Origin of the sequence: Ralstonia sp. Ralssp110, assembly GCF_047325135.1 — a bacterium.
Lineage (GTDB): Bacteria > Pseudomonadota > Gammaproteobacteria > Burkholderiales > Burkholderiaceae > Ralstonia > Ralstonia mojiangensis.
In genome coordinates this window covers 1,484,363-1,509,363 of the sequence record NZ_CP168610.1, presented here as the reverse complement: position 1 = coordinate 1,509,363, position 25,001 = coordinate 1,484,363, and the positions used below count along the sequence as shown (strand labels likewise).

Annotated in this window: 18 protein-coding genes; 3 read left to right on the top strand and 15 right to left on the bottom strand. The window is 60.6% G+C overall.

Annotated elements, in window-relative coordinates:
* Positions 1 to 149: 149 nt before the first annotated feature.
* The 15 genes from ACEN9T_RS15870 to tssH form a co-directional block, all read right to left on the bottom strand.
* Complete coding sequence (locus tag ACEN9T_RS15870; protein ID WP_413708229.1) at positions 150 to 1,331, bottom strand: DotU family type IV/VI secretion system protein; 1,182 nt, start codon at positions 1,329 to 1,331, stop codon at positions 150 to 152.
* Complete coding sequence (tssM, locus tag ACEN9T_RS15865; RefSeq protein ID WP_413708228.1) at positions 1,331 to 5,143, bottom strand: type VI secretion system membrane subunit TssM; 3,813 nt, start codon at positions 5,141 to 5,143, stop codon at positions 1,331 to 1,333. The genes ACEN9T_RS15870 and tssM overlap by 1 nt, the downstream gene beginning before the upstream one ends.
* A 12-nt stretch (positions 5,144 to 5,155) precedes the next feature.
* A complete protein-coding gene (gene tssL / locus ACEN9T_RS15860) occupies positions 5,156 to 6,442 on the bottom strand; it encodes a type VI secretion system protein TssL, long form (RefSeq protein ID WP_413708227.1) in 1,287 nt (428 codons plus the stop codon).
* Entirely contained in the window at positions 6,442 to 7,785 is a 1,344-nt protein-coding gene (gene tssK, locus ACEN9T_RS15855) for a type VI secretion system baseplate subunit TssK (RefSeq protein ID WP_413708226.1), read from the bottom strand. The genes tssL and tssK overlap by 1 nt, the downstream gene beginning before the upstream one ends.
* Before the next feature lie 5 nt (positions 7,786 to 7,790).
* A complete protein-coding gene (gene tssJ, locus ACEN9T_RS15850) occupies positions 7,791 to 8,324 on the bottom strand; it encodes a type VI secretion system lipoprotein TssJ (protein WP_413708225.1) in 534 nt (177 codons plus the stop codon).
* Positions 8,321 to 8,596, bottom strand: coding sequence for a PAAR domain-containing protein (locus ACEN9T_RS15845; protein ID WP_413708224.1), 276 nt, complete (start codon positions 8,594 to 8,596; stop codon positions 8,321 to 8,323). Before ACEN9T_RS15845 ends, tssJ begins: the two co-directional genes overlap by 4 nt.
* A gap of 37 nt (positions 8,597 to 8,633) precedes the next feature.
* Entirely contained in the window at positions 8,634 to 10,211 is a 1,578-nt protein-coding gene (locus ACEN9T_RS15840; RefSeq protein ID WP_413708223.1) for a hypothetical protein, read from the bottom strand.
* Positions 10,212 to 10,219: 8 nt separating this feature from the next.
* On the bottom strand, positions 10,220 to 12,544 hold the full coding sequence (locus ACEN9T_RS15835; RefSeq protein WP_413708222.1) for a DUF3274 domain-containing protein: 2,325 nt from the start codon (positions 12,542 to 12,544) through the stop codon (positions 10,220 to 10,222).
* A gap of 50 nt (positions 12,545 to 12,594) precedes the next feature.
* The gene (locus ACEN9T_RS15830; RefSeq protein WP_413708221.1) at positions 12,595 to 13,131 is read right to left on the bottom strand and encodes a hypothetical protein; all 537 of its coding nucleotides are present in this window, start codon (positions 13,129 to 13,131) and stop codon (positions 12,595 to 12,597) included.
* Between the two features lie 16 nt (positions 13,132 to 13,147).
* Positions 13,148 to 16,294, bottom strand: a complete 3,147-nt coding sequence (locus ACEN9T_RS15825; protein WP_413708220.1) for a type VI secretion system Vgr family protein — start codon at positions 16,292 to 16,294, stop codon at positions 13,148 to 13,150.
* 133 nt (positions 16,295 to 16,427) lie between these two features.
* Complete coding sequence (locus tag ACEN9T_RS15820) at positions 16,428 to 17,072, bottom strand: hypothetical protein (protein ID WP_413708219.1); 645 nt, start codon at positions 17,070 to 17,072, stop codon at positions 16,428 to 16,430.
* Positions 17,073 to 17,154: 82 nt separating this feature from the next.
* Complete coding sequence (locus ACEN9T_RS15815) at positions 17,155 to 17,640, bottom strand: Hcp family type VI secretion system effector (protein ID WP_413708218.1); 486 nt, start codon at positions 17,638 to 17,640, stop codon at positions 17,155 to 17,157.
* Between the two features lie 136 nt (positions 17,641 to 17,776).
* Entirely contained in the window at positions 17,777 to 19,270 is a 1,494-nt protein-coding gene (gene tssC / locus ACEN9T_RS15810) for a type VI secretion system contractile sheath large subunit (RefSeq protein WP_413708217.1), read from the bottom strand.
* Between the two features lie 49 nt (positions 19,271 to 19,319).
* Positions 19,320 to 19,859 carry a type VI secretion system contractile sheath small subunit gene (gene tssB, locus ACEN9T_RS15805; RefSeq protein WP_413708216.1) on the bottom strand — a complete coding sequence of 180 codons (540 nt, stop codon included), beginning with the start codon at positions 19,857 to 19,859 and terminating at the stop codon, positions 19,320 to 19,322.
* A gap of 57 nt (positions 19,860 to 19,916) precedes the next feature.
* Positions 19,917 to 22,613: a type VI secretion system ATPase TssH gene (tssH, locus tag ACEN9T_RS15800; protein ID WP_413708215.1), complete on the bottom strand. Its 2,697-nt coding sequence runs from the start codon at positions 22,611 to 22,613 to the stop codon at positions 19,917 to 19,919.
* Positions 22,614 to 23,016: 403 nt separating this feature from the next.
* Between tssH and ACEN9T_RS15795 the strand changes: the two genes are divergently transcribed.
* Genes ACEN9T_RS15795 through tssE form a run of 3 tightly spaced genes read left to right on the top strand, consistent with a single transcriptional unit; the run spans position 23,017 to position 24,998 of the window.
* Positions 23,017 to 23,658 carry a TagK domain-containing protein gene (locus ACEN9T_RS15795; protein ID WP_413708214.1) on the top strand — a complete coding sequence of 214 codons (642 nt, stop codon included), beginning with the start codon at positions 23,017 to 23,019 and terminating at the stop codon, positions 23,656 to 23,658.
* A 10-nt stretch (positions 23,659 to 23,668) separates the two neighbouring features.
* The gene (locus tag ACEN9T_RS15790) at positions 23,669 to 24,475 is read left to right on the top strand and encodes a type VI secretion system accessory protein TagJ (RefSeq protein ID WP_413708213.1); all 807 of its coding nucleotides are present in this window, start codon (positions 23,669 to 23,671) and stop codon (positions 24,473 to 24,475) included.
* 1 nt (position 24,476) lies between these two features.
* A complete protein-coding gene (tssE, locus tag ACEN9T_RS15785) occupies positions 24,477 to 24,998 on the top strand; it encodes a type VI secretion system baseplate subunit TssE (RefSeq protein ID WP_413708212.1) in 522 nt (173 codons plus the stop codon).
* Positions 24,999 to 25,001 lie beyond the last annotated feature (3 nt).

Genomic DNA, 25,001 nt, shown 5'->3' with positions numbered 1-25,001 from the left:
AACGGATTTGCTACCAAGTATCGCTTTCCCCTCATCCGCAAAACTGCCGGCGCAAGCGGCTACCGACCGCAGTGTCTGGTCTCGCCAAGCGCCCATACGCCGCTATCTCAGCGTGCTAGGCCGCTGATACCGAAGCTGATCGTCTAATGTCAATGCGGCAAATTTTCGAGAACAATTTCCACACGCCGATTCAATGCTCTGCCGGCCGAGGTACGGTTGTCACCAACGGAATCCTTAGCGCCTCGGCCAATGATCAACAACCGGTTCTGGGCAACGCCATGCCCATGCAAACGCCGACCCACAGCCATGGCGCGTGCCGTCGACAGCGCGGAGTTCGACTCAATACGATCTCGCGGGCCAGGTGCATCGTCGGTATGCCCGAGGATGGTGACCTTGCCGCGCGTCTCCGCAAGCACCGTGGCCAGCCGATCAAGCTGGCGCGCAAGCACGGGAGTGAGGTCTGCTCTGCCGGAGGCGAATCCTTCGTCACTGCTGAAAGCCAGATAGATCCGACCGTCTTTGGCACTAATACCAACGGGAGCCGCTCCGGCTTCGGAAGACAGCGCGCGTGAGACGCGCTCCTCCAGTGTCTCTTGTTGCTTTAGTAGCTGGGCAGACAGGGCCTTTACCCGGCTGGCAAGCATCTGCTTTTCGAGATGCTGAAGGTAAGTCACCGCTCCGAACCCGAGTACCAGTGCAATGACAACCAACGCCGCGATAACAGGAAGCCAAGAACGGTGTGGCAGTGCCTCTTGACGAAGGAGCACAATCTCATGGACCTCCGCGCTTAAGGCCATGGCTCGCTCGTGGGTCCAACTGCGGGTTGATGTTGACGCAGCCATAGGCGCGTGCTCGACGACTGCGCGATGCTGCATCTGGATTTCAGGCAACCGCATGCCTCGCTCGTCGCTCAGACCGCGTTTGATCAGGAGGGCAATCACCTCCAGCGCATTGCTGCTGGCGTTCGGCGTTTCCTGCAGCTTCTGAATCCACGCGCGGCAATGCTGTCCGCGGCTGTTCTCTTTGTAGAACTCGGCGAGCAAGCTGTGTTGCACCCAGACGCCCCGCAAACTATCGGCACGCCCTCGCACACGGCTTCCGGCTTGGTCTAATGCGGCACAGAAGCAGTACTGCACCGCCTCAATGACATCGGCCTTGAACGCTGCAGCTTGGGTAGCCTGCTTGAAGGCGTTGAGCCTGGTGCGGACTTCAGACTTGAGCGTGTCCAAGCGAGCTGCGGATTCCAACTCGGGCGACAGTTCGTCCAGGAGCCAGAAAAGCGGCTGCGCCAGTCTAAGGAAATGATTCTTGGGTTGTGTTTGACTCGCCATCAACCCGACCTCCCCGGGCACTGAAACCCTTGCAGCAGCCCGGTCGTCCACGGGTTTGCCAAGCTGCCTGTATTGATGTCGAGCTTGGCCTTGCGCCCATCAAAGTCATACTCGGCGAGGAAATGGCTATTCGACACGGAGCTGGCGAGTTTGCCCTTGGCAATCACGCGCATCATGGCCCACGGGCCATTCGCGGTAAGCGTGGAAGTCTCTGGGCGCACGCGCGGATTGGCCGTGATCTCCGCACCCTGCCCGCCTCGCGGCCCCGGCCATGTCACTTTGAGCGGACTCACCGGCCCGTGAACGTAGCGCTGGCTCTGGCCGTCGAAATCCATGTTCAATTCAACGATTTCCGGGTCAAGCTCGACCACCTTCAGGTCTACCCTCCACGCCATCTTCTTTGCACCTGGGTCGCGGAGGAACACCTCACGAATTTCCTTGGCGCGCTGGAATGGACTAAGGCTTGGCCCTGCCACCGGCGGCACATCGGGGGCACTCAGCTTGTAGCGCCACGGGGAGACGGTTGTATCGACGTAGGGTGCCAGTACCTTCTGGAAGAAATCGTCCAGTACACCGCCGGTCGCAAACACGCGCGCAAAGTCCTCCGTATCCACGTCCTGTGTAGCATTCGGCGTGAAGGGGTACTTGCCGTCGATAGCGCTACGGCAGCTCTCGCCAATCACGGCATTCATCTGGGCGACAAGGATGTCGCCAATCCCCTTATTGACGTCGCGCGTGCCCTGCACCACCAAGTCTGCCAACACCTCCTTGAGCGGGGCGGGCAGTTTGGCAGCTTCCATCTTCAACTGAGCGCCCGCCTCGGCGGGTGGCGGCAGATTGCGGGTCTCCAGCGCATTGCTGGCAACCATCAACGATGTGTAGTAGGCGTTGACCATGCCCGCAATCGCGTCCAGTCGCGGTTTGCCGTTCGCGACTTGCGCGTTGGGGACCGCAACGTCGGCTTGGCCGGTCACGACTTCGCGCAGGGCTGCGAAGCTGTTGTCAACCAGCTCGCGCTCCTGTCGCGCTTCGGCGCGAGCTGCGAAGCCGCTGATCTTGTCGGACTTTCCGTCCAAGGCAGCCAGTGCCTTGTCGGCGAGCGATTTGTCTTTTGGTTCGGTCGGCTGGCTCAGTGTCGTCTCGCGCACCACCACGCGCCCCAGACGCGCCAATGGCGAATCGGGCGCAGCGAAGTTGCGCAGCACTTCCAGGTCAAAGGCGAGGTTGTTGCCCGACAAGGCCCGGACGTCAGACAGAAATTCCGTCCAGCGCTGCGCATATTCGGTCAGATACAAGCGGCGGATTTCCCGAGTCACCGGGTCATCGCCAGCCAGCTTGCCTGCTGCGCTCTCAAGCGTTTTTTTTTGAGCGCTGGCTCCCGCGCGGCCCATCACCCACGCATCGATTGCCTGCGCCTTGTTGACGAACTCGGGCAAACGGGCGTTGAACAGATTGTGGTACCCCGCATAGGTGAACAGTCCCGGAATACCTCGCTCCAGCGGCTCGCCGCTAGCACGGGAGAACACCGTACCCGCTTGCGGACCGATGGCACGCACCAGCGTGAAATCCGCCGGTGCCTCTTCCATCATGGCGGCCTTGGCTCGGTCGTACAAACGTTCGGTCGAGGTATTACCATCTAGGAAGTCCCGCGCGGAACGGATCAGGTCCTCATTCTTGGCATAAGGCGAGTGGACCGGGCGCGTGCCATCGAGCAAGCTGTTGAGGTGCTCGACCACGGCAATCCGGCCACCAAAGGCGTCCGCGCCGCCACCGGTCGCCCAGTCGCTTTGTACCCAACCGCGCACGTCGGAGGCATTGAAAATGTCTTTGTCGTAGAGCATCAGGTAGACGCGCAGTGTGTCGTAGGTGAGCTTGGTGTCCTTGTCGGCGATGGCAGCAGACAACACGGTTTCCATTCGGCGCACCAGGTACGGTACGAGCAGGTTGTCTTCCAGCTTGACGTGCGTGCCCATGGTGGCGGCCAGCACCTGTTGCGGAACATACAGGCCGTAACGCCAGTGAAGCGGCGGAGCTGCCAGGTCCAAGCCAGGAAACGCTGGCAAATCGTGCGCCTCGGCCAGCAACGCCGGCGTGCCCTCGGGCTCGGGCTTCTTGTAGAAGCTTGCCACCTTGGCAGTCAGTGCCTTGGCATTTTCCTGCACCACGTCGAGATAGTGCGTGTTGTGCCCAAAGCTCAGATAAAAACCGGCGACCAGCCACAGGAAGATCACCAGCACCATGGCATGGGCCAGCAGGCGCATCAATCGGAAGCGGAACTCCCAACGCAAGTTCGGGCGAACTAGGTGTGCCTCGGGGAAAACGCCGCGCTTGAAGAGGTCCTGCAGGAAGTAGCTGTCGGTGCTTGAGCTGGCTTGAAACGCCCGCGCCTCGTCGAGCGTCGCGGCATCCAGCACCTGCAGCGTCACCGTGTCGTCAGCAGCGTTCACCGATGCGCCAGTCTGCGCCGCGCTGGTGAAATACACACCACGCAGCATGGCGTTGTGCTGTGTGCTGTCATAGCGGCTTTGCGCAAAGATCTGGTCGACCAGATCAGCCAGCGGGTTCGTCAGCGCATCGAATTCTTCGACCAAGCTCACCAGTGCCTTCTTGCGACCGGCGTCGAACTCTTCGTTGAAACGATCCGACTCCCCTGCGATCAGGCGCGCCTCCAGGGCGGCCATCTCGGTACGGCACAGATCTGCGATGGCGGGCGCCGATTCGCCACGCTTGAGCTTGCGGTCTGCCGGAAGTCCAAAGCCCCACGACTGCGCGCGCCCCTCACTGCCCAGATATTGAAAATACTGAGCGAAGCCAGGCAGCAAGTCGAGCTTGGTTACCACGACATAGATCGGGAACTGGATGCCTAAGTCCTGCCGCAATTCGATCAAGCGGTTACGGATTTTAAGCGCCTCATTCTCACGCTCTTGTGTGGACTGGTGAACTAGGTCAGCCACGCTGACGGCAACTAAGGCACCGTTGATGGGTGCGCGGCCACGATATTTGCGCAGCAAACCGAGGAATCGGCCCCACTCGGCGTGGACGGCCTCCGGTTTGCAGTCTTGGCTGGTGTAATTGCCAACGGAGTCGATCAGCACCGCTTCGTTGGCGAAGCGCCACGCCGGTGCCTTGCGGTCTTCATCCGCGCGCGAGGGCGAACTTCCGCCGCCCGCCAGGGGGAAGCGCAGGCCGGCATTGCTCAGGATGCTGGTTTTGCCAGTCTCGGCGAAACCCAAGGTGAGATACCACGGCAGCTCGTACAGGTAGCGCTTGCCCTCGAACAACCGGGCGAGGCCACTACTGGTGCGCAGTGCCTTCAACTGACGCATGGCGGCATCGACACTGCTGGTGACAGCCTTGACATCAGATTGGGGGGCCAGCGCCTGCTCACCCTCGGTCTTAGCATCCAACCATTTCCGGACCACACCGCCCGAGCGAATGTTGCGCCAGAGCAGGCTGAACAGATAGACGACCGACACGAGGATGATGACGGCGATCAACAAAAGGCGAGGTGTGCTGTCTTGCAGCGGGTGATGTCCGTTCAGGGCGAGCAGCGGGCCAGCGTGCCAGATCAACAAACACAACGCGGTCGCCGCCACAAAGAACACGGGCAGCCCAAACACCAAAAAGAAGTACAGCGCCAGCAGCAAGACGATCACAGCGACACGCACACCGACGCTCGCCAGCGGCACGATGCCATCGAAGCTCAGTAGCGGACCAATCCACCACACGGCCGCCGCGATCAGCAGGACTACCAGCAGAAGCAACATCTGCCAACTAAAGAGCGCGTTGCGCAGTCGTTTCAACAATTCCATACCTAGATCCAATTACTGCGTGACGTCGATCTGCACCCGGCGATTTTTCGCCCGGCCATCCCTTGTCGCGTTATCTGCCACGGGTTCGGTGTCGCCCTTGCCCACGGATTCCAGCCGGCCCTGGGCCACACCTCGCGTGGCGAGATACTCGGCAACGTGCACGGCGCGCTCTTCCGAGAGCATCTGATTCGAAGGGAACCTGGCGGTCTTGATGGGCTGGTTGTCGCTGTGACCAGTGACGGTGACTTTGCCGGGCACTTTGGCAATTTCGGCGGCGACCTTGTCCAGCAGGGGATGGACCTTGGCGTTCACGTCGGCACGGCCGCCGGCAAACATGTCGTCGCCCCGGAAGGTGACGGCGCTGTGCGTCGCATCTTCTTCCACCTGGACTTGGCCACGGGCAATTTCGTCCTTGAGCAATTCGGACAGACGCAGGACCACCTTGGGCGGCGGCGGCGGCGTGATCTGCGCAATAGCCTGGATCTGTTGCTCCAGATCGTGCGTGCGCAACGAGAGTTGGTACTTGTACCAGGCGAAGAGGCCGAAGGCGGCCAAGCCGAGGACTGTGACGCTCAGCCAGATCGGGACGGTGCGGATCATGGAGAACCGCCCTGCCGGTGTCACGGGCAGGTTCGGCGACAGTTCTCGGGGCACGGCGCCGCGGTGTTTGCGAATCAACCCGTGCAGGCTCTGCCGGATGGCGAAATGTTGCCGGTCACCGTCGGTGACGCCACGGTAACGACCTTGGAAATCGAGCGAGAGCAGGTAGTAGATCACCTCGATCACGTCGATGTGTTCTTCGGGGCTGTTGACCAAACGGCCCAGCACTTGGAAGACCTTGGTGCCCCCTTCGTTCTCGCCGTGCAGTGTGACAAGGAGGCTGGACTCTGCCCAGGAACCGCCACCGCCCCAGGACGTGCTTTGGGCGGCTTCGTCCAGGGCGGTACACAGGCTGTAGCGTGCGGCAAGTGCGTGCTCGGGGCGGATGCCAACCCGTTCGCAGACGGTCTGGAAGTCATGCAGCTCTTGCAAGAGCATGTCCTTCAGGAGTGCGGCCTGATCGACACGCAGTGTGCCTGGCATGTCGGCCACGGCACGCAACAAAGGACGAGCAGCGGACAGCAGCGGGTTAACGGCCTGCCGCGCCTTTTCGCCGCGCTGCTCGATCGGCTTGCGTTTGATCTGGCGCGGCTCGTTGGCGGCCTGGGTAGAGGTGGCGTGCGCCTGTTCAGCCCCGGGCGGTGCCTCCGACAGCCGGGCGTGATGATTTGCGGTACCGGCTGTTGCTGGGTTGACCATTAGCGTACCCCCCACAGTTCAAGCCGCAGCTCCGGGAAGCTCCCCGCGACATGTAGTGCCAGCCCGCCGTAGCGTTGGACCTGCTGCCACAGCGGATGGTCTTGTGTGAGCTCGAAGTACACCTGGCCAGCGTTGAAGGGAATCTGGCGCGGCGGTACAGGCATGGCCTGCAACGGAATACCGGGCAGGTGCGAGCGGATGAGTTCGGCCAACCGCTCGGCGGGGCCCACCTTGGCTTGCGCAGGGAATTGCTGCTGCAGCACGTCGCTGGGCAGTTGTGCGCCCACGGCCAGCACAAAGGTGTTGAAGCGCTCGAACTCTGCCGGGTCCAGCACCGCTAGGCGGATGCCGTGCTGCTGGTCGCGCAACTCGATGCGCTGGGCACCGCGCTCCAATACCACATTGAGCAGAAAACGCAGGTCGTCCACCACGGGCTTGATGCAGGTGTGGGGCTCGTCATGGCGGTAAGCGGGGTAGTCCGGATTCGGGCGGCGGGTGGCGGTACGCACGAAGGTGGACAGCTCGCCGGCGAATGCGGTCAGTTGGACATACAGCGCTTCGGGCGAATCCGCTTTGGCTGCCAGCATGTGCTCCAGCACGGGCTCGAAGCGGTTGAACAGTTGCAGGATGAGGTATTCAGAAATCTCGGCAGCGTCTCCACCCCGGGTGCTGGAGGCCGTGAGGCGCTCGGCCATGGAGGTGGCACGCAGGCGCAGCAGGCCGTGGACTTCGGCCAGCCACGTTTGCAGCAAGGTGCTGGCGGTGTAGACGTTGACTGGCGGGATCAGCCCGGCATCCAACCTGGCGCTGCCGTCAGCCCGGATCTCGGTGACCTTGACCAGCGGCATGCCGACCCATGATTCGGTCAATTCTTTCTCCGGCACTAGGCGCAAGCGCAAATCGCCCAACTGCACGAGCTTGGGGCCTTGGCCGATGGAGTTAGCGTCGAGCAGGTCTTCTTCGAAGCTGCGATAGCGTGCCAGCGAGTCGTGGGCATCTTCAAAGCTGGTTTCTTCCGCATTGGGCGTGCGGATGGGCACGGCCAGACAGATGATCTGGTTCAGGTGCTCATGGCGCAGCGCCAGCGGCGCGGGCAGCTTGGCGTGAGCTGGCGCGTCGAACGGTGTGCCGTCCTGATAAATGCCGGCGGCACCGGAGACGACCAGTTTGCCCAGGGCCAGCGCTTCCGCGTCGATGGCAATGTGGTGGAAGCCCCAGAAGAATGGGCTCAGGGCAGCGGCGCGCATGTGGGCGAAATGCTCCAGGTAGCGCTCTTGCTGCTGGAAGAGTTGCGGGCGCAGGAACAGCCCTTCGCTCCAGACGACTTTGTTGTACCAGCTCATGAAAATCAATCAGGTTTGCATACGGTGATGGCTTGCTCGTCCAGGACGATCTGCAGTTTGACCTTGCGGGCGGGGATCGCGACGCGGTACCAAGCAGCTTCGGGCGCAGGCGGCAACTTGTAGACGGTGCGCCAGGTAGCTTTGCCGAGGTCGCGGTAGCCGACCAGCAGGCCGAGCGCATGCGTGTCTGGGTTGAGCTTGCGTTCGATGTCGCGGAACTCGCCCGGGCGCAGAATGAATTCGTCGCGCGCAAGCAGGTCCGAGACGAGCATCGTGCGGTCGGTGGATTCGAGTGCGTAGTAGTCGGCGTTCTCAAAGGTGCTGGCGGTCTTGAGTTCGTACAGGCGCACGAGCACCGGGGACGCCCTGCCCTTGTCGTCGGGGTTGAGGGTGTCCTTGGCTTCGATTGCGAGGTCGAGCTTCATTTGCTCGGGCTGGGCGGGGGCGGTGGAACACCCGGAGAGCACGAGCAAGACACCGAGCGCCAGCATCCACAATCGTTTGCCGCCCAGCGCGGAGGGTCGCTGAACGGGCTTCATGCGCGGGCGGGCGGGCTGCCCATCAGGACACAGCCGCATTCGGTGCCATCACCGGCGCGGGCCATGATCGTGCCGCCGACCTTGGATGTGCCCGACACGCGCACGATGCGGTTGATGCCGTGTGGGCGACCGTCGGGGTACTTAGCGGGGCAGTTGACAAGATCGCCCTCGCGAGCAATGGCGCGGCCACGGATCTTGCTGGTGGGCGAGCCGGTAATGACGACGGCGCCGTGCGTACCGATGTCGCCTACGGTGATGATTTCTGCGGACATGTTGATTTCTGTACGAAAATTGATCGATTGCTGGGCGTTATTGCTGCGGTTTGCCAAACCACGGCCAGTACGCCCGGCTCTCACCGCGCGCGCGGTCCCACTGCGTGATCGGCGGCGACGGCTTCCAGCCCGGCGGCGGGCCAATCAGCACAGCCCAACTATCCTTGGCATCGGCCACGCTGGTGACCACGGCGCTCTTGCCGTTCTGGTTGGCATAGGCTGCAGCAAAGGCGGTGTTGACAGCGAAGCTGGCGGCGCGGGCCGGACCCTCCATCACTTGAGACACGCTGTAGAAGTTGCCGATCTGGTCTAGGTCGGGCCATTGCTGGTGGACAGCGGCGTGCAGCGGCTTCATCAAGGTGGTGATGTTGGCCGTGTGCTTATGCACGTCGTGGTAGACGCGCCCAACGGGGTGGTCTTGCGCGGCCAGCTTCTGAACGGCCTCCATCAACGGGCTCCACGCCCCGCCGGGGTTGGCCGCCTTGGCGTCGATGCCGCCTTCATGGTGCTGGGGCGTGTAGATGGAGGCCAGCGGCGTGTAGCCCCAGTCGGCGCTGGGGTGGCCGAGGATCAGGAGGGCAGTGTTTTCATTAGTCTGCTCGCCCATCGGGTAGTTGGGCGCATCCATGTTCCACACCCACACCAGCTTGTTGGGATTCGCCGCCAAAAACTTGAGGGCTTCTTGCAGATCGTAGAAACCCACGGTTTCATCACCGGCCTTGAGCACCACCTGCGGCAGCTTGCCGTTGGGGTTGAACATCATGCTCCGGGCCTCGGATTCTTCCGCTACCTTGCCATAGATCAAGCGCCGTGCCCCTTTCAACGTCAGCGTTGACTCTCCAATGATCATTTCATCGGTCGCAGGTGCACCACGTACCGTTTCGCCTCGGTCATTCTTGTGCAAGTTGACAAAGTAATCGCGCATGCGCTCTTCGGCGTGCGCTGCGTCGTATGCTCCATAGCTAGGGGCGGGAATGCCCATGTTCTTTTGGTCGCGCAGCAACTCATCGATCCCACTGTCCTTGATCTCAAAGTCATAGTACGTCTGCGTATTGACCCACTCGCGCGGCATCCCGGCAAACACGATCGCGTCCATAAAGTCTGGGCGAGATGTGCCCGTGCGGATGGAGTAGAAGTAGTTCGGGTCGGCCGGATAGGCGCGGAAGCTTCTTAGTGGGGCAGTGACCAAGTCGTTGAAGGCCCCAACGAATCTGTCACGTTTGACCTGGGGGTAGTCCTCCAGCCGTTTGTTACGATCCATGCCACCAGTCAACTCCCCCACCGCATCCCCCAGCTTAAACTTTGGCGCCTGTAAGTCATTCGCGTTGGGCTGCGCCAGCCCCTGCGCCCACAGCAGGTTCCATTGGGTGGGGTAGTCACGCCACATCAGCGGGTTGAGCCACTGCACACCCAGCAATACGGCAGCGGGTGCCTTGGCGGGATCGGTTTGTGCGGCAGCGGTTTGCATCCGTGGCCACGCCACGGGCTTGCGGGAATAGTTGGCAGACATTGAAACTCCAGGGTGACAGGCGGTGAGCAGCAGACAGGCGCTGACCAGTAACTTGGCGGAAGCGAACACGCGCCCGTGCGAACTCAAACGAAACAGGTAAGACATGCAGTTCCTCAGACGTAGGGCGTGTCAGACTTACCTGACTGGTGATGGGCCTGGAACACAGGCAGCCGATTGCGCTTGTGGGCGATCTGGAGAATAGTTAGGGCGCCTTTCTCTGCGACAAATTTGTCCTGTTCCGCTAGCGGCTTACTCTTCAATTTTGCGGTGTCGTAGTACTCAAATTCGTTATCCTGCTCGGGCTTCCTGCCCGGCGGAAAGTCGTCGCCTTTTTCTGGCCTCGGCTTACACCAGCGCCAATCCGCCATCCTCCGCAGTTGGTTCATCTGCACATTGTTGAATTTGCACAGGCCCACATCCACGTCGTAAGCCAGCACGTGCTCGCTGTGGTCGGGGTTGGTCAAGATAGTCGAGTGATTGGTGGCCTGTTGGTTGGCGCCCTTGGCAAGTAAGCCCATGCGCTCGGTTTTCTCGAACGACTCAAAGTTGCTGCCCTTTATGTCGCCGTGGCCCTGCGCGCTCAGCTTGCCCACATCCTCTTCCGTGAAGCCCCATGGGTTCAGCACTCCGGCACGGCCAAGTAATTGGCGATGCCCGCCGTCGGTATAGATGGCGCGCCGGGCACGTTGACGAATGCCCGCGTTCTGGTCGTAGCGCATGGCCGCTTCGCTGGCGGTGTCGCCCTGCCCCAGCTCTTTGCGCTGTTCCGCGTAGGGGTCTTCTCCCTCGAAGGTGTGACGCTTGGGGTTCAACGCATCACTGGCGGATTCCTTGTACCGATTGAACGGGCCTTCGATGCGTGAATCGCCTTCGCGCACCTTTCCAGGCCTGAATGAGGAACCATCACCGCCCGGTAAATAAAGCGACTTGGGCTCGATCCCCTTGCAGGGGACTTCGGGCGCGTTGACACGGACCTTCCAGCCATCGTCTGGGCTGGCATTCAGGTTGGCAAGCTTTGCGCCCACAGCGCTGCTGCCCCACAGGACGACCTGGAAGACAAATCCCCAGAGCGTTGCATTTGCCTTGCCGATGACACTACGGCGCTCGTCGCCCCAGATCTCCTTGACCTGCATGCGCAATTGGTCTGCACGCGGGGCCCAGAACTGTTTCTCGTTCAGATCGGCGCGGTTCGTTTGCTTCCAGTAGTCGAAGTAATCGCCAGCGCCACCGGTGGGGGCAACGCCAACCTTGTACGGCCGCCCGGGCTGGCCCTCGGCCCACACGCGTTGGAATAGCAAGCCGTCGGCACGGGTCTCTTGCACGTCTTTGTCATTCAAGCCCAACCAACCCATGCCTTTGACGGTATCAATGGAGATCACACGGTCGTGCGGGTTGCAGTACAGGAACACGCGTTTTCGTGTTTTGCGGGCTTGCTCGTCTTGCGCGGTGGTATTCGGCTGGCTTCCGCATTTAGGGCGGCGGTTCCAGAGGTGTTCGTCAACAGTAGCGGTGTCGTAGTGCTTCGGCTCGAAGTTGCGCACGATGTCAAAGAAGTTCGCCAACCCTTCATAGCGGGACTCCTGCTTGACGCGCCCCTGCAACTCAGGCCAGTTGTATTGCGCGTAGTTATCAGCCCCACTTTTCTGCACGCTATAGGGCGCATTGGCCAGAATGTAGTTGTCGGCCACGCCGCACCCCTTCAAATCAGGATGATTGGCGCCGAAGTAGGCCGAGCACAGCCCGACCATGTTGCCTTGGCTATGGCAAACCACGGTCACAGGGCAATCTTTTCCGCCGTACTGCGCACGATGAATCTCACGGATGCGCGCGACCAGCTTGGCGAGGCGCCATGCAGCAAAGGCCTGGTAGTGTCGGGCCGGGCAACTGTAGACCTGGCGGTCGCTGGTATTCATGTCCTGCACGGCAAGGCCGAGGAACAATCCAGTGTCCGTACCATTGCCAAACATGTCAGGCAAAGCAGAGCAGCCGTTGGCAAAGGGGCCGCCGCCCCAAGCATCGGCTTCATCAAGCAGGATGCTTCCGCCCACGGTGGCAACTTCTGCTTTGCTGGCCTTGTAACCCCAGCGGAAGCGGATGACCGGACTGTAGCCGTCTTCCTTGATGAAGCTGGTGGACTTTAAGTCACGGTGGATGTAGCCATCCGCCGTGAGCTCGCCCATATAGCTGGCGGGCTGAAGCTGACCACTGCCCTTGATGCGGTGGAGTTGGTCATCCTTGCGCTGCAAGCGTGCGTTGAGCCCGGCCAGCAGGCCAATTTCACCATCGTCAAACCATTCGCCATTGGAATTGACTCCGTGCACGAAAATGATGACGCCGGGCAACGGAAGGGGCGCGTCCACGTCCATGCGTGGTTTGCCGGGAAGACACAGCGCTTCGGCGTAAGGGCCGCTCGGGCGGCCTGCAGTCGTTTCGGTCATTGGATTGTTTTCTGGCTTATTGGGGCCGGCAAGCAACGGTCGCAACTTGATCAGGGCAAGATGGTGTGCAGATATTTCTCACGCGTGAACCTTTTCAGAACAATGTCTGTGAGCTCTTGATCTGCGACTGATCTCGGGGCTTCGAGATAATGGCGTTGATAGGCTTGCGCCTCTGGAAGCGATGCCATGGATGCGGCAACCACACAGTTCAAATTGCTTTCGCAAAGCGCGCCATTCACCTCGTAGGTCCGCACGACGCTGGCATAGCATTCCAATTCCGGCTGGTTGCTTATGCGCTCGCTCAACATGCAGCGCATCATCGAGAACTCGGGCACGTTGCCGCGTATCGCGATCGCCTCTTCAAGCTTGCTCAACGCGCCCGCGTAGTCTTTACGGTTGGCAAGCTCACTCGCTTGTTGTGCCAGCAAGAAGGCGCGCTTCGACTCAGGCGTCGATGCTTGCTTGGCCTGGGAGGCTATTTCACTCGATTGCGCTGACACCCGTTCCACTTGTTGCGGAACGGATCGCGCGCCTGCGCCACTGTCTGTGCAGCCGAGAATCCCCGCACCCGCCAGAAACAGAGACAACAACCAAGCTCGATTTCTAGACATTGATACTCCCGTTCCTTCTTTCTACATAGACACTCTCGATCGGTATGACGATCGATCCCTGGGACGGACCGGGCACGGCACGGCCTTCTTCGCCCTCATAGACATAACCTCCACTGAGTACCAACTCGACCTTGAGTGACTGGTCCGGAGGCGGGAGCGTCAGGGTTGCCGTGCCAATGGGAAGCGAACCATCCTTTGGCCAAAAACCTGCTTCATTGTTTATTCCCAAGGGGGTGGGAGTGCCGTCAATTCCGTTAATTCGCAGCGATGCCTTGGCGAAGAAAACGACCTTACCCTTCTTGCTAGCGCTAGTGAGGCCCATGCCGTTTACCCACAGAGAATCGCCAGGCCCGCTGGATTTCAGGCTGAGATTTCCATAGATAATGAACACGCCAAGGGCACCGACGCCCTCGACAGGCAAGTAGGCGGCTCGCTTAATCTGGTAGGTCGACTGTTTCAGCTTGTATTGGTACCCGTTGTCGCGCATCCGATTGTCGTCGTCCAACGTCAACGAGGTGTGGACCATCCTTGCTTCCTGGCTAGGCTGCTCCTCACCAAAGGAGATCGACAGCGCCTCTGCTGCCTCAGACTCATGCAGGCCGGTTTCGCCCAGACTATTGGTGACGCCCTTTACGACGCTGCCGTCTTGCTTGACGATTTGATAGGGCGTGCCAGCTACCGGCAGGCTATCCGCCGGCCGGATCAGGCGGAACTTACGCCCGGTATCCCCCGAGTCGAACTGAGGCAGTGCCCGTTGGATACCCTCAGGCCCAGGCACATCAAAGTTCCCCGTATGGGCATGCACGCGTGTCGGCCCAAAGATGTCCACACACCCATCGGCAATGCGGATACCCGCGTTGCCGCTCATAAGCGTGATGCCATTCTTGGCATTACCCAGGATGCTGCCCTCGGTAGCAGTTACTACCACGTCGGTCTTGGCGTTGAAGTCCATGCCATCACTCTGTGATTGCAGAATGAGCTTGCCGCGGTGGGCAATACCTTTCCAAAATCCACTATGGGCAAACAGACTGATGCCGGTGCCGCCATTGACGACGTACTGCTGGCCGGCCGTGTACTGCTGGTTGAGCTTGGACACGGTGTCGATATGCTTACCGGCGTAGCTGGTGATGGTTTGCGGGCTGGCGAGGGCCATGCCAGCCGGCGCGTAGGCACCCAGCAGCGGTTGGCCACCATGCCCCGGTGCTTCCTTGTGGTTGTTGGCTCCCGCATCCCATTCCTGAACAGCTTTGGTCAAGCTGCTTTGCGGGTCCGTGTCTGGCTGTGCTGCTTCGTGCTGGCTGCTGTAGTCCCCGAATGACTTGGCGGTTTCGAGCGCGGCTTCCAAGCAGCGGATGAACTCATCGCGCGTGAGGTGACCGCCCACGGCGTTGATCTGGCCTTCTGCGGTGAGGAAGAGGCCCTTGGCACCGCGCACGCTGCCGTGGCCGTCGGTGCGCAGGTCGAAACCCTCACCACGTTGGTCTCTGCGCCCGGGGTTGCCGGGCACGCTGGTCAAGTAGCCGAGGTTGAGCTGACTGGTCTGGTGATCGGAAGACAACTGGGCCTGAATCTGGCCCTGCGTGTCATCCATCAGCAGGTGGTTACGCCGTTGCCCGAAAAGTTCTTTGCTAGCCACACCAGAGAGCGCGTGCTGCGTTGGCAGGCTCCAGGGTGGCGTGTTGAGCTGGTTAGGAACGCGCCCCATCACAACGGGCGTGTTCGGATCGCCGTTCAGGTAGCACACCAACACCTCCTGCCGGATGCGGGGCACGTGCATGGCGCCAAACTGGTCGCCAGACCAACCGTTGGCAACACGGATCCAGGGCGAGGAGTTCTCGTCGTACTTGCCGTAGCGGTCCCATTCGAACTGGACTTTGACGCAGCCGTGGTCATTGGTCCATACCTCTTGGTTCTTGGGGCCGGTGACGATGGCGCGCTGGATGCCTTGAACGCGCGGCTTGTGGGCGGTCAGCGCCGGACGGAAGACTTCGTCGGTGGGGTGGGCTTCCAGCTTGACGCGGCAGGTGTATTGCTGTGTGCTGCCACTATGAATGCCCACGTCTTCCAGCGTGAGTTCAGTGCTGACGATGAGCACCTCGCGGTTCAGGGCGTCGTGGTCGTGGTTGCTAATCTGGTAGGTGCAACCTGCGGCGATACCGCGCAGGTTGCCTGCGCCGTACATACGCCGGCCTTTGGCACGCCGCTCTTCCGCGCGGATGCGCACTCGGAAGTTGCCGACTTCACGGCTGTCGTAAATGCCGGGTTCGTATTCGTAGCGCTCGAATTCTGAGAAGTGGGTGTCGCGTGGCAGGCTGTCGCTGACGGTCAGATCGGCCTTGGGCTGGCGCGGGTCGTAGTCCTTGAGGGTGACGCGGCCGGTGCGCAGGCGATTCTTGGGCTCGAAGCGCGTCAGGTGCTCCTGGTCGACCTTGAAACCTTGCGGGTAGATCGACAGCGCGTGATACGCCTGGCTGGGGAATTTTTTCCAAGCGCCGGATTCGGAGACGAGGACGAGCCGGTGGTGACCACCGTCGTGCTCGAAGAAGTAGGTGATGCCCCATTCTTCTGTGAGACGTTGGATGAAGTGGGCGTCGGTCTCGCCGTGCTGCACTTCCCAAATCAGCTTGGGGAAGACGCGGGTGTCCAGACGCTTGTCCACCGAGTACGGGTAATCGGCCAGCACTTCGTCCAAGATGTCGATGACTGACTTGTTCTGGAACGATTTGAAGTCGGAGGTCTGCGTCGCTAGCCAGAGCCAGGGGCGCAGGGTGTAACGATAGAGACGATTGCTGTCCACACCGCCGATCAGCTCTACGGCGGTGATCAGGCCGGTGATCTGGCGCTCGCCCGCGCCAATGCCGCCCAGTAACCCCTCGCCCATGCCGTCGAGTTCAATCGACAACGTCATCTCTTGGCCGATGGCGGCATCGAGATCGGATTCAAGCATGGACTGATCGGCGGCGAGGGAGACGGGGCGCAGATCCACCGTGTAGGTGAACAGCTCGCTCAGGGCTTCGCGGCCCGAAACGCGCACGAATTCCAACTGCGGCATGCCCAGCAATTCGGGAATCGCGCTGCTTGTCGCTTTGACTGTGCGATGACTGCCCATCAAGTTGGAAATCTCTTCTGCTGCGCCCATCTCTCGACTCCTTATGATTGAGACACCACTGTGATGACTGGTGGCGCTGCCCATCTAATCGTTGTTGCCGTCAGATGGGCTGGACATATCACGCTTTCTGATTGCCCTTGATCCAGCGCTTCCAGCTACCTTGCTAGTTCATAGCTGTTGCAGCGGCCATGCCTGCAATGCCCAGCGGCACCAGCGGAATCGACAGGAGCGTCAACACCCCATCGGCAGCGACCGTCAGCGGTGTGAGCAGCACCAGCGCGGCCTTACCACCGGTCGGCACCTCTTCACGAATCTGCACGCTGTAGGTCTGGTTGAACTTCTTGGCCAGCGCAGAAGGCATCGTGAACCCCTTGGCGCTGTAGCGTTTTCCGCTCAACAGGAACGACTGCGTCATGCGTCCGCTGGCGTTCTTTGAGAAGCCGTAGGACTGTGCCAGCCGCTGTTCCTCGCTGCTCGCATCCGCCGGCAAGGACAGCGTGAAGCCGCCGGTCATGTCCGACTCCGGCGTCACCTTGAACTGCTCCATGCGCGCCGTTACTTTCGGGTGCAGCGGCGAGTCCATGACCTCAACCAGACGCGGCGGCGTGTCGAGGATGTAGTGGTACTGCGATCCAAGCACGACGATCTTCGAGCCATTGGCCGCTACCAGAATCTGGCTCACGTTCTCTGTGTAGTTCTTGTATTCCTTCTGTGAGATTTCCGAATACAGTGACTTGGTAACGGGCGCGCATGCGCCAAGGCCCAACAGCGGCAGGACAGTTGCTGCCAGGATCAGTTTGCCTTTCATTTCTATATTTCCTCTTGGTCTTTTTTGAACAATCAAGGTGGTGCCCACCCGATGTAATCAGCTATCGGATGGGCAAGCCTAGTTAGGCTTCCTTATTGCCCTTGATGTCGTAACCAGCCGTGATCGCACCACCGCTGCCACCCTGGGCGTTCTGCACCATGTACTCCTGCTTGACCTTGGAGAACGACAGCGCCACCTTCTCGCGCACACGCGCCTCGTCGGTCGCGGTACCACGCGGTGCCACCTTGGTCACGATCACATCGCTCATCGTTAGCTTCAGGTACTCCAGCGGGTTGCCGCCGGCCTTTCGCACCACCAGCGTGGCTTGGTCGATGTGCTTACCAGTCAGGCAGTACTTCATCAGGTTGGGCGATGCACGGTCGACGTAGTGCTCGAAGGACAGGTCCGACACGGTGGCTTTGCCGGCACCGCCGCCGCTGCCGGCGTGCATGTTCGACTGTTGCTCGATGTTCCAGTCCCACACCAGCACTTCGATTTCGTTCTTGTGCGACGAGTCTTGCGATTCGCCGTCGATGCCATTGATCTTCAGGAAGATGTCCTGTGCCATTGCAAAGCTCCTTTTGTTGTATTGAGTCTTTCGTCAGGTACTGCTAACAAAGGCCGCAGCAGTTCCCCGCGGGCCTGCCGGTAACAGGTCCGTTGGGAACCACCTTGGATTCAGGGGGTAAAGCTGGGGGTCAGGCTTACGCAGCTTCCTTAACCGACGGCAGGCGCGCCACCAAGCGCAGCGAGACGGTCAGACCTTCCAGTTGGAAGTGCGGGCGCAGGAAAAACTTGGCGCTGTAGTAGCCCGGGTTGCCTTGCTGCTCTTCGACCACGACTTCGGCGGCAGCCAGCGGGCGGCGTGCCTTGGTCTCTTGCGAGGAGTTGGCCGGATCGGCATCCACGTAGTTCATGATCCATTCGTTCAACCAGCGCTGCATGTCTTCGCGCTCCTTGAAAGCACCGATCTTGTCGCGCACGATGCACTTCAGGTAATGCGCAAAGCGCGAGCAGGCAAACAGGTACGGCAGGCGCGCCGACAGGTTGGCGTTGGCCGTGGCATCCGCGTCGTAGTACTCGGCCGGTTTTTGCAGCGACTGCGCGCCGATAAAAGCAGCGTAGTCGGTGTTCTTGCGGTGGACTAGCGAGATGAAACCGTTCTTCGACAGTTCGGCTTCGCGGCGGTCGGAGATGGCGATTTCGGTCGGGCACTTCATGTCGACGCCACCATCGTCGGTCGGGAAGGTGTGGCACGGCAGATTCTCAACCACGCCGCCACTCTCCACGCCGCGAATCAGCGTGCACCAGCCGTATTGCTTGAACGAGCGGTTGATGTTGACGGCCATGGCGTACGCCGCGTTGCTCCACAGGTACTTACGGTGATCGGCGCCGTCGGTGTCCTCTTCAAAGTCGAAGGCATCGACCGGGTTGGTCTTGATGCCGTACGGCAGACGCGAGAGGAAACGCGGCATGGCCAGACCAACGTAACGGGCATCTTCCGAATTGCGCAGGCTATTCCACGGTGCGTATTCCAGGTTCTGGAAGATCTTGGACAGATCGCGCGGGTTGGCCAGCTCTTGCCACGAGTTCATCTGCAGCACGGAGGGCGACGCACCGGCAATGAACGGGGCGTGGGCGGCAGCCGAGATCTTGGCGAGCGAGCCGAGCAGCTCGACATCCGGCGGCGTATGGTCGAAGTAATAATCCGCAACAAGGCAGCCGTACGGCTCGCCGCCGAGCTGGCCGTACTCTTCTTCGTAGACGCGCTTGAAGAACGGGCTTTGATCCCAGCCGATGCCCTTGTAGCGGCGCAGCGTGCGGCGCAGTTCTTCCTTGGAGACGTCCATCACGCGGATGCGCAGCTTCTCGTCGGTCTCGGTGTTGGAGACAAGATGATGCAGGCCACGCCAGGCGGATTCCAGCTTCTGGAAGTCTTCGTTGTGCAGGATCAGGTTGAGCTGCTCGGAGAGCTTGGAGTCGATCGCACCGATGATGGCCTCGATGCTCTTGTAGGCATCGTCGCTCATGGTGAATGTGCTGGCGAGCGCCTGCTCGGCCAGGGTGCGGACGGCCAGATCAACGGCCTCGCGGGCTTGGTCGGTCTTGGGGGAGAACTCGCGGTTCAGTAGCGCCGCAAAGTCGGACTGGTCAGCCGTTGCGACGCTCTGTTGTTTCTGTTGTTGTGCGGAAGCCATGGATTGCTCGCTCAATGGTGGAAGTCAGGAAGGCAAGAAGCTGGGTGGCTCAGGCTTCGGTCTGTTCGGTTTCGGCTTGAACCGGCGTCACCTCAGGCTTCGGTGCCTTGGCCAGTGCCTGCAACAGCGCCGGGTCTTGCAGCAATTGGTTAATGAGCGACTCGGCGCCGGACTTGCCGTCCATGTAGGTCTGAAGGTTGGCAAGCTGCGTGCGGGCCTCGAGCAGTTGCTTAAGCGCGTCGACCTTGCCGGCGACCGCGGCGGGCGAGAAGTCTTCAATGCTCTCGAAGGTCATGTCGACCATCAGTTGGCCTTCGCCGGTGAGCGTGTTCTGCACGGCAAACGCAACGTGCGGCTTCATGGCCTTCATGCGCTCGTCGAAGTTGTCGATGTCGATTTCGAGGAACTTGCGGTCGGCCACCGGCGGCAGTGGTTCAGCTGGCTTGCCGGACAGGTCGGCCAGCACGCCCATGACGAAAGGCAACTCGATGCGTTTTTCCGAGCCGTAAACTTCGACGTCGTACTCGATCTGCACGCGCGGTGCGCGGTTACGCGCAATGAATTTTTGCGAACTGTTCACAACAGACATGAATCTCCCCTGTTGGGTTAGATGAAGAGGAAGTGCTTGAGGAAGGTGCCACCGGCGCTAAGCCCGTTCGGCGGCGGGAATGACCGGTTCTAGGCCGCGTCCGGAAAGGTATTCGGCTTGGTAAGCCAACTCGACGCCATCGCTAACCAACTGTATGTGGATGGTGGCAAGTGGCTGTTTGCTTGCCTGCGCACCCAGCCAAAGCTTGGCCAGTTGTGGCTGGATACGTTGTTCAATGAAACTGATGAGCTGGCGAGCGCCTGTTTCACCGATCGGGCAACGCTCGACGATGTGCGCAACCACGGCGGCGTCATAGGTGAGCGCGATGTCGTGCTGCTCACGCATGCGCTTGACCACGCGGTCTAGGTGCAGGCGGACGATACGGCCGAGGTTATCGGCGGCCAACGGCAGGTACGGCACCACCACCAGACGACCGAGGAATGCGGCGGGGAAAGTCTTGCGCAGCTCGGGCATGAGTGCGTCGCGCAGTGTGGCGGGTTCCGGCAGCAGCGCCGGGTCATCGCACAGGCTGGTCAGCAGGTCAGAGCCAGCGTTGCTGGTCAGCAGCAGGATCGTGTTCTTGAAATCGATGTGGCGCCCTTCCCCGTCCTCCATATAGCCCTTGTCGAAGACTTGGTAGAAGACTTCGTGGACGTCCGGGTGGGCCTTCTCCACCTCGTCGAGCAGCACAACGCTATAGGGGCGTCTGCGTACGGCTTCGGTCAACACGCCGCCCTCGCCATAGCCGATATAGCCCGGCGGCGCGCCCTTGAGCGTGGAGACGGTGTGCGACTCCTGGAATTCGGAGAGGTTAATGGTGATGAGGTTCTGCTCGCCGCCGTAGAGGGCATCGGCCAAGGCTAATGCGGTTTCGGTCTTGCCGACGCCTGAGGGGCCGACCAACAGGAAGACGCCGACGGGCTTATTGGGGTCGGTCAATTGGGCGCGCGCGGTCTGGATGCGCTCGCCAAGCTGGGCAAGCGCGTGGTCCTGGCCGATGACGCGTGTGCCCAGCGTTTGCGGCAGGGCCACTACGGTGGCGATCTCGTCAGCCACCATGCGGGTGACGGGGATGCCAGTCCAATCGGCCACGATGGCGGCGACCACAGCTTCGTCCACCTCGGTGTACACCAACGGTGTCTCGCCTTGGGCGGCCTGCAACTCGGCTTCGAGGTCGGCCAGTGCGGCCGGCGACTGGCTCGCCCCTTCCGGTACGGCGTCGATTGCCTGCCGCTGCTCCAGAATGCAGGTGGCAAGTGCCCGCTCCTGCTGCCAGCGGGCTTCGGCTTGACCGAGTTCGATGTTGATCTCGCGTATCACACTGTCGACCTCGGCGATACGGCGACGATCTGCCTTACCGAACGCGGCTTCCTTGGCAAGCAAGGCCGATTCGGCCTGGGCAGCAGCCAAACGCTGCCGCGCCAACTCAACGGTGGCGGGCGGTGCGTGCAACGACAGGGCGACGCGCGCGCACGCGGTGTCGAGCAGGCTGATGGCCTTGTCGGGCAACTGGCGCGAGGGGATGTAGCGGTGCGAGAGCTTGACGGCAGCACGCACAGCCTCCTCGCGGATCAAGACCTTATGGTGAGCTTCAAAGGTGCCCACCAGGCCACGCACCATGGCGACAGCGTTGGCTTCCTGCGGCTCCATCACTTGCAAAACTTGGAAGCGCCGGGTGAGCGCGGGGTCTTTCTCGATATGGCGTTTGTATTCGCTCCACGTGGTGGCACCGATCGTGCGCAGAGCCCCACGGGCCAGTGCGGGCTTGAGCAGGTTGGCGGCGTCGCCCGTACCGGCTTGGCCACCTGCGCCGACCAGGGTGTGCACTTCGTCCACGAACAGGATGACGGGCTTGGCGGATTTGGTGGCCTCTTCCAGCACCCCTTTCAGGCGCGCTTCGAATTCGCCCTTCATGCTTGCGCCGGCTAGAAGTGCACCAACGTCCAGGCTGAGCAGGCGGACGTCTTTGAGGCTCGGGGGAATGTCGCCAGCAGCGATGGCCTGAGCCAGGCCTTCGATGACGGCCGTTTTGCCGACACCGGCCTCGCCGATTAGCAGCGGGTTGTTTTGGCGACGGCGCAGCAGGATGTCCGTCATGGTGCGGATTTCGTGCTCGCGACCGATGACGGGGTCGAGTTGGCCTGCGCGTGCGGCTTCCGTCAGGTCGCGGCAATACTTGGCGAGTGCGCTCTTGCCCGTACCTCCAGGGGCCATCGCACCGCTCGCCTCGCCTGGAATGGCCGGCGCGAGGCCGCTGCCATCGTAGGCCGCTTCCTGGCTTTCGGGGGATTGCGCGATCAGCGCGGGAATGCTGTCGACCAACTCCTCCGCTCGCACCTTGGCGAACTGATGAGAAATACCGAGAACGGTGCGGCGCAGTTCCGGTGTCTTGAGCAGCGCGGTCAGCAGATAGGCACCGCGCACGCGGTCATCGGCGAATGCAAGCGTGGCATACACCCAAGCGCGCTCGACAGCAGCTTCGATTTGGAAGGAGAAATCGCTGATGGAACTGGCGCCGGCTGGCAGGGAAGATAGTGCGCGTGCAAGATCAGCCTCAAGTGCCTGGAAATCGGCTTCGGCATGCCTCAGCACGCGCTGCAGGTCACTATCGGATGCTTGCAGTAGCTGATGCAACCAGTGCACAAGCTCGACGTATGGGTTGCCACGGAGCTTACAGAAGGCGGTCGCGCTCTCGATCGCCTTGAAAAGGGTGGAATTTAGTCGGCCGAATAGCACCTGACGTGAGATATCCATGACTCTTTTTAACTCCCCAAATGGCCGCCAATAACATGTCTGACGGCCAGATTTCATCCCTCATTTTTGGAGAGAAGCGTATGGTCAAAATCGCACCCAGGCAACTGAAATAAGCCTCTAGATAAATCACAAAAAAACACACTCAACTAAACGCGACATTTGATTTCAAACGAGCCCTTGCTTTTTTAAAAAAAGAGCGGAGAAATCACCGAAGACGTTGATTCCACCACGAAAATTAACAAAAATTCACCTGATACAAGCGACCAACTTAGGGCTATTCCGATTGCTTATTTATTAAACACCTCACTCGCTCAATCTCGATTTTATTAAAACTAAATTCAGACTCCAATAAATAGAAGAACTGGAGATTTCCGAGCATTTCTGGCTAGGAGAAACTCCGATTATGATCTGCGCCATTTATCAAAAATTGGGCGTAGAAATCATGGGCGACCAGCAGTTCCCAGCGGCGCAGCGCAGCATCCTCGATGACCTGGTGCCCAGCGACGACACATCGGGTTGGGTACCCGACGCTGGCGACCCCTTCTCGATTCTTCGACGCACTGGCGGCATGGAGCTCACCCAGTCGCCGCCCACCGCTGCGAGCAATCCTGAAGATGTGCTGATGCAACTCAGCCGCGAGGCCGATGCGGTGCTACGTAACCCCGAGCTGGCCAATGCCTACTACCAGCATCAGGTGCCTCCACGAAGCGATGGTGCAATTGCCAGTTTTGCTGATGCAACGTCTGCCGATCCGCTACAGGTAGGTACGCAGCCAGCAACCGACAGCCTGCTTGACATGCTGATTGGCCAGCCTCGAATTGAGAGCCTCATCGGTGATGCAGACAACTTCACTGACTTGCAACCACTCTTTGCCACCCCGGCGATGCCGGACGTTCTGCATCTTTTTGCGGGCGACATCGTGATCGCGGAGCGACGCGCTATCACGGCGGCGCTGGCCCGCCGCGAGCACCACCTCGTCTCGATGGACAGTGCCTACTTACCGGCTGTCACATATCAACAGGAATCACATAACCATGACAACTGACACCTTGCTTATGGATCCGTCGTCGACATCGGGTCTGGCAGCCGTTCTGCAGCACAACGGCTCGGTTGCTCAAACGCTGCAGAACGCTGAAGTGCGCGTGCGTCAGCAACCTGGCGCGTTTGAAGAGCGCTGGCAGCTCTTTCAATGGTTGTGCGTGACGGGCGACTGGGAGCGCGCGCTCAAGCAATTGCAGGTCGCGACCCAACTGACGCCAGACTTTGCGCAGACCGCACACGCCTATCGCAACCTGATTCGGGCGGAGATTTTTCGTCAGGGCGTGTTCAACGGAGAGCGCGAACCCGGTGCACTGCTAAGCCCGCCGGCCTGGTTGGAGCCGTTGCACAAGGCATTGGCACAGGCGGCATCAGGAGACATTGAAGAAGGGGACCATAGCCGACACCTTGCCCTCGTAGACGCAACTACGGCATGCGGCGCACACAATGCGGGCACCTTTGCCTGGATCAGCGATAGCGATACGCGTCTTGGTCCCACCTGCGAAATCATCTCGGCGGGCCGTTATGCCTGGCTGCCGTATATCCAGACGCGCAGGTTGGAGATGAGCGCAGTGACTGGCCTGCTCGACTTGGTCTGGCGCCCGGCCACCGTAACACTTGCAGACGGCATGGTCTGTCGGGGCTTCATACCAGTGCGTTATCCCGGCTCTGAGCATGGCAACGATGCGACCCGGCTCGCGCGCGAGACCCATTGGACCGAGTTGGGTGAGACGGGTGTCCTGGGCTGGGGCCAAAAAACATGGACAACGGATCAGGGAGACATTGGGCTACTCGATGTGACCCTGCTCGTGCTGGAGAACTAGTGTGTCAGGGCACCGCACACCGATCCGCCCCAATGCACAACTGCTGCCGACACTCTTTGACCGGTTACGGGACGATGCACCACAGCGGCAAACGGAAGCCGCTAACGAATACACGGTCACGCGCACACAGATGCGCGAGATCCTGCAACGCGATCTGACTTACTTGCTGAACACGACCAATCGCGAAGACGAGATCGATCGGACACGCTACCCAGAAGCAGCGAGTTCCACTCTCAACTATGGGGTACCGCCCGTTGCCGGCGGCTATCTGTCGGAACACAAATGGACCGACATCGTCAAGATCGTGCGCCGCGCGATTCTGGATTTCGAGCCACGGCTCATTCCTGGCTCCCTGGAGGTCAAGCCATTGCTCAAGGAAGGTGCGCCAACGCGCTACAACGTGCTCCTGTTCGAGATCAGTGGACTGATCCACATGGACCCATACCCGATGGCATTTACCGCGCAGAGCTCGCTCGACCTGGAAACAGGTCACATGAACGTCCGCTCACTTCATGCCCACTGAAAC